Source organism: Methylobacterium sp. JK268, assembly GCF_054052225.1.
This window is the reverse complement of record NZ_JBSVZN010000011.1, coordinates 61,570-76,257: the sequence shown is the minus strand read 5'-3', so window position 1 is coordinate 76,257 and position 14,688 is coordinate 61,570. Positions and strand designations below refer to the sequence as shown.

Annotated in this window: 12 protein-coding genes; 6 read left to right on the top strand and 6 right to left on the bottom strand. The window is 70.4% G+C overall.

The genetic code is table 11. The annotated features are described in order from the left end of the window. Positions 1-38: 38 nt before the first annotated feature. On the bottom strand, positions 39-917 hold the full coding sequence (locus ACW9J6_RS13820; protein ID WP_457117055.1) for a hypothetical protein: 879 nt from the start codon (positions 915-917) through the stop codon (positions 39-41). 222 nt (positions 918-1,139) lie between these two features. On the opposite strand from ACW9J6_RS13820, the gene ACW9J6_RS13815 reads away from it, so the two are divergent. The 4 genes from ACW9J6_RS13815 to ACW9J6_RS13800 all read left to right on the top strand — a co-directional run bounded on the left by ACW9J6_RS13815 (position 1,140) and on the right by ACW9J6_RS13800 (position 6,251). Next, positions 1,140-1,739, top strand: a complete 600-nt coding sequence (locus ACW9J6_RS13815; RefSeq protein WP_457117054.1) for a superoxide dismutase — start codon at positions 1,140-1,142, stop codon at positions 1,737-1,739. Positions 1,740-2,200: 461 nt separating this feature from the next. Beyond that, positions 2,201-3,880, top strand: coding sequence for a methyl-accepting chemotaxis protein (locus ACW9J6_RS13810; protein ID WP_457117053.1), 1,680 nt, complete (start codon positions 2,201-2,203; stop codon positions 3,878-3,880). Positions 3,881-3,952: 72 nt separating this feature from the next. Then, positions 3,953-5,347, top strand: coding sequence for a sulfatase family protein (locus tag ACW9J6_RS13805; protein WP_457117052.1), 1,395 nt, complete (start codon positions 3,953-3,955; stop codon positions 5,345-5,347). A gap of 193 nt (positions 5,348-5,540) precedes the next feature. After that, positions 5,541-6,251, top strand: coding sequence for a L,D-transpeptidase (locus ACW9J6_RS13800; protein WP_457117051.1), 711 nt, complete (start codon positions 5,541-5,543; stop codon positions 6,249-6,251). A 35-nt stretch (positions 6,252-6,286) separates the two neighbouring features. On the opposite strand, the gene ACW9J6_RS13795 is transcribed toward ACW9J6_RS13800, so the two are convergent. The 3 genes from ACW9J6_RS13795 to ACW9J6_RS13785 all read right to left on the bottom strand — a co-directional run bounded on the left by ACW9J6_RS13795 (position 6,287) and on the right by ACW9J6_RS13785 (position 9,766). Then, complete coding sequence (locus ACW9J6_RS13795) at positions 6,287-7,195, bottom strand: carbohydrate ABC transporter permease (protein ID WP_457117050.1); 909 nt, start codon at positions 7,193-7,195, stop codon at positions 6,287-6,289. Next, positions 7,192-8,073, bottom strand: a complete 882-nt coding sequence (locus tag ACW9J6_RS13790; protein ID WP_457117049.1) for a carbohydrate ABC transporter permease — start codon at positions 8,071-8,073, stop codon at positions 7,192-7,194. Before ACW9J6_RS13790 ends, ACW9J6_RS13795 begins: the two co-directional genes overlap by 4 nt. A 316-nt stretch (positions 8,074-8,389) precedes the next feature. Then, positions 8,390-9,766 (bottom strand): ABC transporter substrate-binding protein, encoded by a 1,377-nt coding sequence (locus ACW9J6_RS13785; protein WP_457117048.1) that lies wholly within the window; start codon positions 9,764-9,766, stop codon positions 8,390-8,392. Between the two features lie 518 nt (positions 9,767-10,284). Here ACW9J6_RS13785 and ACW9J6_RS13780 point away from each other — a divergent pair. Next, positions 10,285-11,688: a methyl-accepting chemotaxis protein gene (locus ACW9J6_RS13780; protein WP_457117047.1), complete on the top strand. Its 1,404-nt coding sequence runs from the start codon at positions 10,285-10,287 to the stop codon at positions 11,686-11,688. Positions 11,689-11,753: 65 nt separating this feature from the next. After that, a complete protein-coding gene (locus ACW9J6_RS13775; protein ID WP_457117046.1) occupies positions 11,754-12,071 on the top strand; it encodes a hypothetical protein in 318 nt (105 codons plus the stop codon). 45 nt (positions 12,072-12,116) lie between these two features. Here the strand turns inward: ACW9J6_RS13775 and ACW9J6_RS13770 are convergent, their stop codons facing one another. Next, a complete protein-coding gene (locus tag ACW9J6_RS13770; protein ID WP_457117045.1) occupies positions 12,117-13,253 on the bottom strand; it encodes an L-talarate/galactarate dehydratase in 1,137 nt (378 codons plus the stop codon). Between the two features lie 30 nt (positions 13,254-13,283). Further along, positions 13,284-14,651 (bottom strand): MFS transporter, encoded by a 1,368-nt coding sequence (locus tag ACW9J6_RS13765; RefSeq protein WP_457117044.1) that lies wholly within the window; start codon positions 14,649-14,651, stop codon positions 13,284-13,286. Positions 14,652-14,688 lie beyond the last annotated feature (37 nt).

The window sequence follows — 14,688 nt, the reverse complement described above, 5'->3', positions numbered from 1 at the left end:
GTGACAGCCTCACGAAGCCCGTCGCGGCGCGACGCGGCTCAGGCGGCGCCGGAGCGCAGATCCCCGCCCGATTCCCCGCCCTCGGCGATGAAGGTCTTGAGCTCGTCGAGGGAGTGGAACCGGAACTTCCCGCTCGGCGTCTGGGCGTCGATCGTGCCGTCCTCGTACATCACGTAGGTGTTGCCGCCCGAAGCGTAGGTGCCGACGATCGTCGGTTCGGGCGCCGGCGGTGGAGCGGCTGCCGGGACCGGCGGCGGCGCGTCGGGGACCTCCGGGGCCGGGACGGGCGACGCCGGGTCCTCCGTGAGCGAGTCCTCACGCCCCGGATCCTCCCGCCCCGTGTCCTCCGGGTGCGGGACGTGCCGGGGCGGAGGCTCGGCGGCCGTGTCGGCGAGGGCCGACGGCGCGGCCTCCTCGTGCGGGCCCGGGTCCGCCGGCGGCTCCTCCGGCTCCTCCGCCCGGGGCGGCGGCGCGGCGGGCTCGTCGGGTGCGGGGTGGATCGGGCGCACCTCCTGCGCCGCGAGTTCGGCCGCGCCCGCCACGCCCGCCCCCCCGAGGGCCGCCGCGATGGGCGAGGGTGTGGGCACCACCGGCTCCGGCGCGGGGGGGCGCTCCGGCAGGAACGGGGCGGCGGGCCGGAACGCGGGGGCGCGCATCTCGGGCAGGGTCGGCGCCGGGATCTCGGCGGGGGCCGGCGCGGCGAGGGGGCGCGGCGCGGCGAGATGCTGCTCGATGCGGGCGAGCCGTGCCGCCGCCACCGCGAGGCCGAGCAGCACCGCCCCGCCGCTCGCCCCGACGCTGCCGGCGATGACCATCGTCCAGCCGACCTCCAGCCGCACGTAGGGGATGCCCTGCGCCATCGCGGCGAGGCCGCCCAGGATCATCAGCAGGGCAAGGGCGAACAACGCACGAATCATCACCACTCTCGAACACGCGCGGGCGGGCCGCCTACGGCCGAGATTAAGGGGCTGACGCGCTTTTGCAAAATTCGCCCCGATCCGGACCGGCGGGATCCGCCCCGCTCTCCCGCGCGGCACGTTGCCGGACCGCTCCCGCCGACTTACCTAACGCCCGGATCCCGGGCCGCAGCGCGCCTGCCGGCCGCGCGGTCCGCCGCCCACACGATGCGGAGACAGACGATGGCCTTCACGCTGCCCGAACTGCCCTACGCCTACGACGCGCTGCAGCCCTACATGTCGAAGGAGACCCTCGAGTTCCACCACGACAAGCACCACAAGGCCTATGTCGACACCGGCAACAAGCTGCTCGAAGGCTCGGAGCTGGCGGGCAAGAGCGTCGAGGAGGTGGTGAAGGCGTCCTACGGCCAGAACCAGCCCCTCTTCAACAACGCCGGCCAGCACTACAACCACATCCATTTCTGGCAGTGGATGAAGCCGAACGGCGGCGGCGCCATTCCGGGCGCGCTCGAGAAGAAGATCGCCGAGGACCTGGGCGGTACCGACAAGTTCAAGGCCGACTTCATCCAGGCCGGCGTGTCGCAATTCGGCTCGGGCTGGGCCTGGCTCGCCGTCAAGAACGGCAAGCTCGAGATCCTGAAGACCCCCAACGGCGAGAACCCGCTGGTGCACGGCGCGCTGCCGATCCTCGGCGTCGACGTGTGGGAGCATTCCTACTACATCGACTACCGCAACCGGCGTCCCGACTACCTCAAGGCGTTCATCGAGAACCTGGTGAACTGGGAGCACGTCGAGAAGATGTACCACGAGGCCACCGCCTGAGGGCCGCCCTCTCCGCGGCACCGGCGGGGACTCGCCTCGCCTTCGGCGAAGCCGTCGAAGGCGAGGCGTGATCCCTCGTGTTCGCGCGATCCCGGGCTTGCCCGGGATCGAGCCGGGCGGCGAGCCGCCCCGTCCTCCCGCGCGTCACGGCCGCCACCCGCGCCGTGCGCCCGCGTCGACCGCGCAGGGAGCCGTCCTGGCCGGCGCCTCGGTCCGTCCTCGCCCACCCGGGGACGCCGGATCTCCGCACCCGGCCCCGAGCGGCGCCCGGACGATCCACCGACAACCGTGTCATCGGAACGTTGTCGATCAGAATTCGAGGGCCATAGATCCCTGAATGTCGAGCGATTCGGCCGAAAAATAGATCTTAGATGGCTAAATTAATCGCGGTTTTAAGCCGGGATTAAAGGGATCTGCTTTATCGGCGAGGGCGATTTCGTGGATATGAAGTGTCGCCCGTCATGCGTCTCACACTCGGCCGGAAGCTCGGCGCGGTCATCCTCGCCCTCAGCCTCGTCGCCGCCGGCATCTCGGCCTTCGCGCTCGTCCAGGCGGAGACTGAGCAGCGGCGGGCGGCGGTGACCGACGCGATCGTCGCGACGGCGCTGCAGGCGCGCAGCCTCGCCCAGGCGATCGAGCACGCGGTCGTCCAGGCCACCGCGGTCTACACGGCGGACGACACGCAGGGCGCCAAGGCCCGCTTCTCGGCCCTGCAATCGGCCCTCGCCGAGGTCGAGCGGGCCCGCGGCGCCTTCCTGTCCGCCCTGGGCGAGGACGTGCCGGCCGACGAGGCGCGGCGTCTCGATCTCGCGATCAAGGAATTCGTGGCCTACCAGGCCGACACGGCGGAACTGGGCCTGACGATCTCGCCCAAGGCGGCGCTGATCCAGGCGACCGACGAGGCGACGGTCCGCAACCGCGAGCAGATGGTGCGGCGGATCACCGATCTCGGCGAGAGCACGCTGGCGCGGCTCGACCGGCAGCGGGAGGCGGCCGCCGCCGAGCGGCACCGCGCGCGGCTCGCCCTGGTGCTCGCCCCCGGCCTCGCGATCCTGATGTCGCTCGCGGCCGCCTCCGTCCTCGTCACCACGCAGATCCGCCGCCCCCTCGTGCGGCTGAAGGAGACCATGCGGGCGCTCGCGGCGGGCCGGCTCGACCTGGCGGTGCCCGACACGGGGCGCCGCGACGAGGTCGGCGAGATGGCCCGCGCGATCGCGACCTTCCGGGCGGCGCTCGTGGAGAAGCGCGACCTCGACGCGGCGGCGCAGGACCGGGCGGCGCGGGACGAGGTGCGGGCGCAGGATCTCGCCCAGGCGACCGCCGCCTTCCAGGTGGAGATGGAGGAGGTCTCCGCCGCGCTGGTGGGGGCGGCGGACGACATGCAGCGCGCCGCCGGGACCCTGCTCGCGGGCGCGGGCGAGACCAGCGGCCAGGCCGGCGCGGTGCTGCGCGCCGCGCACCATTCCTCACAGATGGTCGGCACCGTGGCGGAGGCGATCGGGCAGCTCTCGGCCGCCGCCGACGCGATCGCCGGCCGGATCGCGCGCACCAACGCCATCGCCGGCGGGGCGCTCGACCAGGCGCGGGGCCTGGAGGCGACGGTGGGCGACCTGACCTCGGCCGCCGCCGAGATCGGCGCGGTGGTGACCCTGATCCGCGCCGTCGCGGAGCAGACGAACCTGCTGGCGCTCAACGCCACGATCGAGGCGGCCCGCGCCGGCGCCGCCGGCAAGGGCTTCGCCGTGGTGGCCGCCGAGGTGAAGGCGCTCGCCGGCCAGACCGCGCTCGCGACGGACCGGATCACCGCGCAGGTGGCAGCGATCCAGGCCGCCGCCGAGGGCACCGCCGCGGCGCTCGGCGCCATCGGCGGGACGATCGGGCAGGTCGGCGCCATCGCCCAGGAGGTGGCCGCGGCCGCCGAGGAGCAGGAGGCGACGACCCGCGCGGTCGCCGCCGCGATCGCCGGTGCGGCGGCCGAGACCGAGACGGTGTCGGTCAGCATCGAGGGCGTGCAGGCGGCGGCGCGGTCGAACGAGGCCGAGGCCGGGCAGGTGCGCCGCGCCGCGGACGCCGTCGCGGCGCGCAGCCAGGGTCTGCAGGGGGCGGTGGCGGCCTTCGTGGAGCGGGTGCACGCCGCCTGAGGCCGCCGCGCGGGCTGGCGGCGCCCCGCGGTATGGCCTAGCTTGGGGCCGGACTCGGCCGGGGGGTGGAGCATGGGGCGCGTGACGCGGCGGCGCGTGCTGGGGAGCGCGGCGGGGGCGGTGCTGGGCGCCGCGACCCGGGCGCGGGCGGCGGCGGCGCCCAACATCGTGTTCATCGTGGCCGACGACCTCGGCTACGCGGATCTCGGCTGCACCGGCCGGCCCGACATCCGCACCCCGCAGATCGACCGCATCGCCGCGCGGGGCCTGCTTTTCACCCAGGCCTACGCGAATTCCGCGGTCTGCTCGGCCACCCGGACCGCGCTGATCACCGGGCGCTACCAGGACCGGCTGGCGGTCGGCCTGGAGGAGCCGGTGACGACCCGCTTCACCGGCGGCATCCCGGCCGACCACCCGACCCTGCCGGGCCTGCTGCGGCGCGCGGGCTACCGCACCGCCCTCATCGGCAAGTGGCACCTCGGCAGCGTGCACGAATTCGGGCCGCTGCAGCGGGGCTACGACGCCTTCTGGGGCTTCCGGGGCGGGACGATCGACTATTTCAGCCACCGCGGCACCGACGACAAGCCGGATCTCTGGGACGGCGACGGGGCGGTGGAGGAGGACGGCTACGCCACGCACCTGCTCGGCCGGCACGCGGTCGAGGAGATCGCGAAGGGCGCCGGGAGCGGGCGGCCCTTCTTCCTCAGCCTGCACTTCAACGCGCCGCACTGGCCCTGGGAGGGGCCGGACGATTCCGAGGAATCGCGCCGCGTCGCCGGCACCAACCTGCGGGACTTCGACGGCGGCAGCCAGGAGACCTACCGGCGCATCGTCGCCGAGATGGACCGGGAGGTCGGGCGGGTGCTCGACGCCCTCGACGCGCACGGGATCGCCGAGGACACGATCGTGGTCTTCACGAGCGACAACGGCGGCGAGCGCTTCTCCGACACCTGGCCTTTCACCGGCCGCAAGACCGAGCTGCTGGAGGGGGGCTTGCGCGTCCCGGCCCTGCTGTCCTGGCCGGCCCGGCTGCCGGCGGGGCGTAGCTGCGACCAGCCGATGATCAGCATGGACTGGCTGCCGACGCTGCTCGCCGCGGCCGGCACCGTCCCCGACCCGGCCTACCCGCCCGACGGCATCGACCTCCTGCCGATCCTCACCGGCGCGGCGCCGGAACGGCCGCGGACCTTCCACTGGCGCTACCGCGCCAACGCCCAGGCGGCGACGCGCGACGGAACCCTCAAGTACCTGCGGATTCGCGGCAACGCCTTCCTGTTCGACGTGGTGGCCGATCCCCTGGAGCGGGCGAATCTCCGCGCCCGCCGGCCGGCGGATTTCGCCCGGCTCGAAGCCGCCTGGACGGCCTGGAACGCCGCCATGCTGCCGCTGCCGCCCGACAGTTTCTCGGAGACCTATACGGGCGCCCAACTCGCGGATCACTTCGGTGTCGAAGAGAAGGGGCGGTGACGGCGCGGCCGGTTGCCCTGTTCTCGACACCAAGACCTGCAGGATCGGCCCCGAGCGACGGGATCGTCACGTGTCATCGTGGCGGCCGGTGCTTGCCAGCCGGGCCGTGGGCCGGCACTCTCAAGCGTGGCAGGACGCCGGACGGGAGGATGCCGCAAGAGCATCGCGCCGGCCGGCCGGACAGGGGGACGTGATGACGATGGATGGTGGACGTGCCGCGGCCGGCACGATGGATGCGGTCGCGCGGCGCGGATCCCGGGCGGAGTCTCTGAGCCGCCGGTCGTTCCTGGCCGGCTCGGCCGCCGGCCTGGGGGCCCTCGGGCTCGGCGGCTGCGCGACCTCCGACGGCCTCGCCTACGTCGATACGGCCGTGATCTACGGCCCGGTGCCGGACGAGAAGTTCGCGATCCCGGCGGTCGACGTGAGCAAGGTCGATCCGAAATACTACCGCCGCACCGTGCGCTACGACACCAAGGAGGCGCCCGGCACCATCATCGTCGATCCCGGCCAGTACTTCGTCTATCGCGTCGAGGGTGACGGGATGGCGACCCGCTACGGCGCCAATGTCGGCCGCGACGGCTTCCTGTGGAGCGGCGACGCCTATGTCGGGCGCAAGGCCGAGTGGGCGACCTGGACGCCGCCCAAGGAGATGATCAAGCGCCAGCCCGAGGCGGCGAAATACGCCCGCGGCATGCCCGGCGGCCTCGACAACCCGCTCGGCGCCCGCACGCTCTACCTCTATCAGAACGGCGCCTACACGCTCTACACGATCTACGCCAGCCGCGACGCCGAATCGATCGGCTCCGGGATCACCAGCGGCTGCGTCGGCCTGCTCAGCCAGGACATGCTGCACCTCTACGCGCGGACGCCGGTGAAGACGAAGGTGGTGGTCCTGCCGGCCTAGGGGCGGCTCGTCCACGACGGGCAGCGCCGGCGGCCTCAGCTCTTCACCGCGCCGGCCGTCAGCCCCCCGACCATGTAACGCTTGAACACGTAGTAGACCGCCGCCGGCGGCAGGGCGTAGATCAGCCCCGTCGTCATGAGCAGTTCCCAGGGCGAATCGTCGGCCGCCAGGAAGCTGCCGAGGCCGACCGGCAGGGTCACGTCCGTGTCGCGGGACAGGAGCAGGAAGGCGAACAGGTATTCGTTCCAGGCGAGCAGGAGCGCGTAGACGCCGATCGCCACGAGGGACGGCATCATCAGGGGCAGGTAGACGAAGCGGAAGAGCTGGGGCGGCGAGGCCCCGTCCATCACGGCCGCCTCGTCCAGCTCCGCCGGCAGCTTGTCGGAGGCCTGCTTCAGCACCCAGATGGCGTAGGGGCTGGCGATCGTCACCATCGCCAGGATCAGCGCCCACTTGGAGTTGAGCAGCCCGTAGGCGCCCATGGTCTTGTACATCGGCACGGCCAGGAACGCCGCCGGGATGAAGTAGGTGAAGAGCGCGAGGTTCATCACCGTCCGGCCCCCCTTCACCTTCAGCCGGCTGATCGCGAAGGCGGCCGAGGTCGCGATCAGCAGCGTCAGGAATCCGGTCGCGAACGCGATGACCACCGAGTTCCAGAATTGCTGCCAGAAGTTCGACAGGAAGTAATGCCGCTGCCCGAAGACGATCTCGAAGTTCTTCAGGGTCGGATGCTCCGGGAAGAGCGCGCCCGACATCGCGTCCTCCTTCGGCGAGATCGCGAACAGGACGAGGTGGTAGATCGGGATCAGGGTCCAGAGCAGGACCGGGATGCCAACGAGAAGCAGCTTCGCCTCGGTCCCGGCGGCCCTCAGCCAGTCCGAGCGGGGCCGGGGGTCGGGGGCCCGGGCGGCGGCGAGCGGCGCCTGCGCGAGGCCGGTGCTCATTTCGACAGTCTCCGCATCAGCACGTAGACGAGGGGCAGGACGAAGGGCATCGCGCAGACGACCGCCGCCATCGAGTGGTCGACCTGATCGAGCCTGAGGTAGCGGATGCCCAGCGTCGCGAGCACGTGGGTGAGGTCGGCGGGACCGCCGCCGGTGAGCAGGTAGACGCTGTTGAAGTCGCCGAGCGTCCAGATCATCGAGAGGATCGTGCAGGTCACGTAGAGCGTCCGCATCGACGGCCACGTCACGTGCAGGAACTTCTGCCAGCGCGTCGCCCCGTCGACGGAGGCCGCCTCGTAGAGGTCGGCCGTGATGGCGAGGCGCCCGGCGAGCAGGATCAGCGTCCAGAACGGCAGCGACTTCCAGATGTGGACCGCGATGGCGAGCGTCAGCGCGAGGGCGGGGTCGTTGAGCCAGTTCGGCCCGTCGTCGCCGGTGAGCCGGAAGATGATCTGGTTCACGATTCCCCATTCCGGGTTCAGCATGAACCGGACGGAGAGGATCGTCGGGATCGACGGCACCGCCCAGGGCAAGATGAACAGGACGGAGAGCCAGCGGATCCAGCGCCGCTCGTTCGTGAAGAAGCCCGACAGGAACAGCGCGATCACCATCTTCACGTTGATCCCGACGAGCAGGAAGATCAGCGTGTTGACGACGGCGCGGGCGAAGATCGGGTCGGCCGCGAGGTGGGCGTAGCTCGCCGGGCTGCGGGCGAGCCAGAGCCCGTAGCCGACCGGGTAGACCACGAAGAACAGGAACACGAGGAGATAGGGCGCGATCAGGATCGCGCCCCAGGCCTGCCAGGCGCTGAGGCGGAACGGCGGGGCCGCCGCCGCCGGGGCGGCGGCATCGACCGTGAGGGCGCGGGTTCCGGTCATCCTCGGTCTCCCTGGTGGGGCGCCGCCCCGGGTGTGTCGTGCGGGCCGAACTCACGGCTGCTTGAGTACGAGGCACCTCTCCCCTCTCCCGAGTGGGAGAGGGGCCGGGGGTGAGGGCGGCTCGAGTGCAGCAAGAAAACTGAACGGTGCCGCTGGCAGCTCAACGGTTCAGTGCCCTTGTGGAACCCGAGCCACCCTGCGCGATCTTCGATCGCCCCTACCCCTCTCCCACTCGGGAGAGGGGATCCCACGTCATTCTCAGGCACCGGTGGCTTGTCTGCAGATGCTCAAACCTCCCTAAAGACAGCCGCCCCGCCTAAGGCCCGGCGATCTGCTTGATGCGGGCGAGCATCTCGTCGGCGGCCTTCTCCACCGGTACCTTCTCGCTCACCACCCGGTTCATCGCCTTGGCGAACACGTTCTCGTTGTTGACCAGCGTGAATTTGTAGTTCTTCACGTAGTCGAACGGCTCGGTCCCCGACTTGAACTGGTTGTACACGGTCCTGCGGTGCTTGTCGGCCTGCCAGAACGGGCTCTCGATCGAGGCCTTGGTGACCGGGAACCAGCGGCCGATGGCGCCCTCGACGTAGGGGCGCAGGTTGTCCTCCTCCATGATGAACTTCACGAATTCCTTGGCGGCCGCCTTGTTCTTGGCGCCCGAGAAGACGACGCCGTGCTTCACGTCGGCCCGGTACGTCATCGGCTTGCCGTCCGGCCGGTTCGGGAACGACCCGGTGATGATCGTCTCCTCGTAGGCCTTCCGGGCGTTCTCGCGCTGCTCGGGCGTCGCGCTCGGGTTGACGCTGTCCTCGTACCACTTCGCCGCGATGGAGATGGTGAAGTTGTGCGTCATCACCGTGGTGCGGTTGTGGAAGGCGACGTTGTTGTCGGGGTCCTTCCAGGTCGTCGCGGAGGCCGGGACGCACCCCTTGACGTAGGGATCGGTGTAGTCCTTGAGCGCCTTGACCAGAGCCTCGCGGGTCTTGGGCTCGTCCACGAGGAGCTTGCCGTCGTTGTCGACGAGCCGCACGTCGTAGGCGTCCATGTAGGCGTAGAAGGACTGGAAGCTGTCGGTCGATTCCACGCCCATCGGCGCGCCGATCCCGTAGATCCGGGTGCCGGTGGCCTTCCGGTAGGCGGGCTGGACCTTGTCGCACCAGAAGGACCAGTAATCGGCCCAGTTCGTCGGGATGTCGCTGGCCTTGAGCCCGGCCTTCTCGATCATGTCGCTCCAGATTTCCGTATGAAGCGTCTGCCGCTTCAGCGGGAACCCGTAATACGCCTTCTTCTGGGTCTGGCCGTTGTAGAGCAGCGTGTGCTCGACCGTCTGCGGGGCGAAGCGCGCCATCATCGGCTGCAGGACGTCGGTGAGGTCCTCGAGCTTGCCCTCGAAGGCCCACTTGCCGGCCGCCTGGTTGTTGTAGGTGTCGGAATAGCCGACGTCCGGCGGCGAGCCGGAATCGAGCGCCGCGACGGTCTTGGGGATCATGTCCTGGATCGCGTATTGCGACAGCTCGACCTTGATCCCGGTCTTCTGCTCGAACTTCTTGATGGTCGCCCAGAGGGACTCGTCCTCGGAGCGGTAGAAGCCCTTGCTGAACCAGACGGTCAGCGTCTTCTCCTGCGCGACGGCCGGCAGCGCTGCCACCATGCAGCCGCCCAGCACCAGCGCTCCCGCGATCCCTCGCCTCATCGGTCCACTCCTCCCGGCCGCCTCGTTCAACGGACGGCTCTTGGGGATTTCAGCACGTGACGCGGCCCGTGGCAAATCGACGGGGGGCGGTGGCGAGGGCCGGAAACGGGGCGCTTCCCGGTCCCGCGGACCCTGTTTCGCGGCGGCCGCGCCTCCCCCGATCCGCGGACGAGCGCGCGCGGAGCAGACGGCCCGGTCTCGCGCCAGGGGAACGTGGATCATCGAGACTTGACTCGGCGTTCAGTCAGGTGTCGACAATAACAAGATTCATGTAACCATCACTCGCCTCATCTAGACGGAGTAGATTGGTCAGGATTCGGCCTAATGCGCTCAAATTAAAGATTTATTAGCACTTCTCGCCAAGTCTTCGGGGGGATCGGCAGCAGCGAATACAAGCGTATCTCCGCAGCCGGGCAGCATGACCGGAGCTTCGTGGCGTTATGAACTGGTTGAGCAAGGGCAGTCGCGGTGCGAACAGGATGGAGGTTGCGGCCCTTGCTGCGCTCCGGACCAACGTCATGATCGCCGACGCCGACATGACCATCACCTACATGAACCCCGCCCTCGCGCGCTTCATGCACGAGGCGGAGGCCGACCTGAGGGCCGACCTCCCGCGCTTCGACGCCGCCAAGCTCGTCGGCAGCAACATCGACGTCTTCCACAAGGACCCGAGCCACCAGCGCCGCATGCTGGCCGCCCTCGACAAGCCGCACGCCGCCACCATCCGGGTCGGCAAACGCGTCTTCGACCTCCTCGTCACGCCCCTGTCCGAGAACGGGCGCCGCCTCGGCTTCGTCGTCGAGTGGAGCGATGCCGGCGATCGGCTGCTCAACCTCGACTATTCGAGCCAGATCGCGGCGATCGGCCGGTCGCAGGCGGTGATCGAGTTCCTGCCCGACGGCACCATCGTCACGGCAAACCGGAACTTCCTCAGCCTGATGGGCTACAGCCTGGAGGAGATCCGCGGCCGTCACCACGGAATCTTCGTCGAGCCGGAGACCCGCGCGGGCCGCGAGTACACGGAGTTCTGGGAGCGGCTGCGCCGCGGCGAGTACCAGGCGGCCCAGTTCAAGCGCATCGGCCGCGACGGCCGCCCCGTCTGGATCGAGGGGTCGTACAACCCGATCCTCGACCAGCACGGCCGGGTGTCGAAGATCGTCAAGTTCGCCAGCGACGTCACCGCCGAGGTGAAGCGCCTCACCGAACTGAAGACGCTGATCGACGAGAACTTCGCCGAGGTCGACCAGGCCGTCGCGCGCTCGAACAGCGAGGCCGAGCTGGCGCGCCTGGCCGCCGGCAAAACCTCCGACAACGTGCAGTCGGTGGCGGCCGCCGCCGAGGAACTCGCGCGCTCGGTCAACGAGATCTCCGCGAGCATGGGCAAGGCGCGCGTGACCAGCGATGAGGCCCAGCAGCAGGCCGGCGCCGCCGGCGAACTCACCCAGCGGCTGACCGCCACCGCCGCGGCGATGAACGGCATCGTCGGCCTCATCCAGAGCATCGCCAGTCAGATCAACCTGCTCGCCCTCAACGCGACCATCGAGTCGGCCCGGGCCGGCGAGGCGGGGCGCGGCTTCGCGGTCGTCGCCCAGGAGGTCAAGAACCTCGCCAACCAGGCCGCCCGCGCCACCGACCAGATCGCGACCGAGATCGGCAGCATCCAGGCCGTGTCGGGGCAGGTCGTCGAGTCGCTGCGCACGATCCAGGGATCGGTCGAGGTGATGCGCGACTACGTCGTGCGGACGGCCGCGGCCGTCGAGCAGCAGAGCGTGGTGACGCAGGACATGTCGGCCAACATGCAGGACGCCGCGGGGGCGGTGAGCGCGATCGCGCACAATATCGGGGCGATCTCGCAGGCGGTGGGGAGCGTCACCCAGGCGGTGGAGACCACCAAGGGCGCCGCGCGCGTGCTGGCGCGCTGACCGGGCGGCCGGCGCGCGGCTTTCCTCCGCGCTCCCCGAGAGGCCATGCGAGCAGGCGGTGCACCATGACGCAGATCCACCTTCTTCCCGTCATCCCGGCACCGGAGGCGAGCGGGCGGCTCGCGGAGGGCCTGGTGCAGGTCCTGGCGGCCGGCATCGATCCGGGCCCGCGGCATCACCAGATCCGGGCGCTGCAGCGGACCATCGGGGGCGGCCTGCGCGACCTCGCCGAGGCGCTGGCGGTCCTCTCCGCCGAGGATCCGCAGCGGCAGGCGCTCCGGGAGAGCGTCGAGCGCTACGTGCGGACCGTCGAGGACGTGATGGCCTCCACCGACCGCATCGTGACGACGGCGACCGCCGCTTCCCCCGCGACCCCGGCCTGATCGCCGCCGCCCCGGCCGACGCGCCGCCGCCGCGCTCCGCGCCCCTCACGCCAGGCTGCCGAACGCGGCGGTCTCGCGGGTCCAGGCGAGGGCCTGGTCGCTCAGGGTGATGCCGAGGCCCGGGCGCGTCGGCACGCGCATGCGCCCGTCCGCCAAGTCCAGCCGCTCGTTGAACAGCGGCTCCAGCCACTCGAAATGCTCCACCCAGGGTTCGCGCTGCATGGCGGCGGCGAGGTGGATGTGCAGTTCCATCGAGAAGTGCGGCGCGATGGTGAGGCCGGCGAACTCGGCCAGGGCGGCCACCTTGAGGAAGGGCGTGATGCCGCCGACGCGCGGCGCGTCCGGCATCAGGAAGTCGGCGCCGGTCTGGCGGATGAAGTCCCAGTGCTCGGACACGCTCGTCAGCATCTCGCCGGTGGCGATCGGCGTGTCGAGGGCGGCGGCGAGGGCTGCGTGGCCGGCGGCGTCGTAGCAGTCCAGCGGCTCCTCGATCCAGACGAGGTTGAAGCGCTCGAACAGGCGGCCCATCCGCATCGCGGTCGGCCGGTCCCATTGCTGGTTGGCGTCGACCATCAGCGGGAAGGCGTCGCCCAGGTGCTCGCGCACCGCCGAGACGCGCCGGACATCCTCGGCCCAGTCCGGCTGGCCGACCTTCAGCTTGATCCCGCCGATGCCCTTGGCGCGGGAGCGATCGGTGTTGACCAGGAGCTCGTCCAGCGGCGTGTGCAGGAAGCCCCCCGAGGTGTTGTAGCAGCGCACCGCGTCCCGCTGCGCCCCCAGCAGCTTGGCGAGCGACAGCCCGGCCCGCTTCGCCTTGAGATCCCACAGCGCGACGTCGAAGGCGCCGATCGCCTGGACGGCCAGTCCGCTGCGGCCGGCCGAGGCGCCCGCCCAGGCGAGCTTGTCCCACGCCTTCGCGATGTCGCTCGGATCCTCGCCCAGCAGCGCCGGCGCGATCTCCCTGGCATGGGCGAACTGGCCGGGGCCGCCGGCGCGCTTCGCGTAGCTGAGGCCGAGCCCGCTGAGGCCGGCGCTGGTCTCGACCTCGCAGAACAGGATCGCGATCTCGGTCATCGGCTTCTGCCGGCCCGTGAGCACCTTCGCGTCGCTGATCGGGGTCTTGAGCGGCAGGGAGACGGAGCGGAGGCGGATGCCGGTGACGGTCTCGTGCGGTTCGGTCATGGTGTCCTCCGATGGACGAATGCGGGGCGCTCAGGTCCGGGCCGGGCCGGAGAGGGAGGCCCGGGGGGCTGCTGCGCGGGCCGTCCCGCGGGGCTCGGCCGCCTCGCCCAGGTCCAGGCGGCGCAGCGGGCCGACGATGACGAGGTAGGAGAAGGCGCCGAGCAGGGCCACGAGGCCGATATAGACCAGGGCGAGGTCGAAGGAGCCCATCTCCTTGACGATGATTCCGATGGCGAGCGGCGTGACGATGCTGGCGATGTTGCCGCAGAAATTGAAGATGCCGCCGCTGACGCCCATCATCTCTTTCGGCGAGACGTCGCCGACGATGCACCAGCCGAGATTGCCGATGCCCTTGGCGAAGAAGGCGACGCTCATCACCGCGATGACGACGGTGTCGGAAGGGACGTAATTCGCCAGGACGATGCTGCTGGAGACCACGAGGCCGACGATGATCGGCGTCTTTCGCGCGACGGTGAGGCTGCAGCCTCGCCGCAGCATCCAGTCGGACCAGACGCCGCCGGCAAGACCGCCGAGGAAGCCGCAGATCGCCGGGATCGCCGCCACGAGGCCGACCTTGAGGATCGACATCCCGCGCGCCTCGAGCAGATAGGTCGGGAACCAGGTCAGGAAGAACCAGGTGATCGTCGTCAGGCAGAACTGGCCGATATAGAGGCCGACCATCATGCGGTTGCCGAAGAGCGCCCTGACCTCGGACCAGCGGATGCGGTCGCGCGCGTCGCCCATGTTCGGCAGGCCGCCCCCGGCCTCGATGTAGTCGAGTTCCGCTTGGTTGACGCCGCCGTGCCGGCGCGGCTCGTGAACGTAGATCAGCCAGACCGCGCCGAGGACGATGCCGACTCCACCGGCCCAGAAGAAGATCGCCTGCCAGCTGTACGCGTGCAGGATCCAGGTCATCAGCGGGGTGAAGGCGGCCAGCGCGAAATATTGAGCCGATTGAAAGATCGACGTGGCGAACGCCCTCTCCTGGGCCGGGAACCACATCACGGTCAGGCGGCTGTTGGCCGGGAACGCCGGTGCCTCGGCGATGCCCATCAGGAACCGGAGCGCGAACAGGGCGAGGAACGTGAAGGAGACGAGGTGGACCAGCCCCTGCATCATCGTGAGGGCCGACCACAGGATCAGGCCGAGTCCGTAGACGAGGCGTGCCCCGTACTTGTCGAGGACCCATCCGCCGGGGATCTGGAGGGCGGTGTAGGCCCAGCCGAACGCCGAGAACGCGAGACCCATGGTGATCGCGTCGAAACCGAACTCGGTCCGCATGGCCGAGGCCGCCACGGACAAGGTCGCGCGGTCGACGTAGTTGAATGTCGTCGCCAGGAAGATCAGCGCCAGGATGACATACCTGATGTTCGTCCTGCGCGGAACGTGCCCAGCCATGACGGTCCTCCCACCGGGGTGCCGGCCCTTCTCGCTG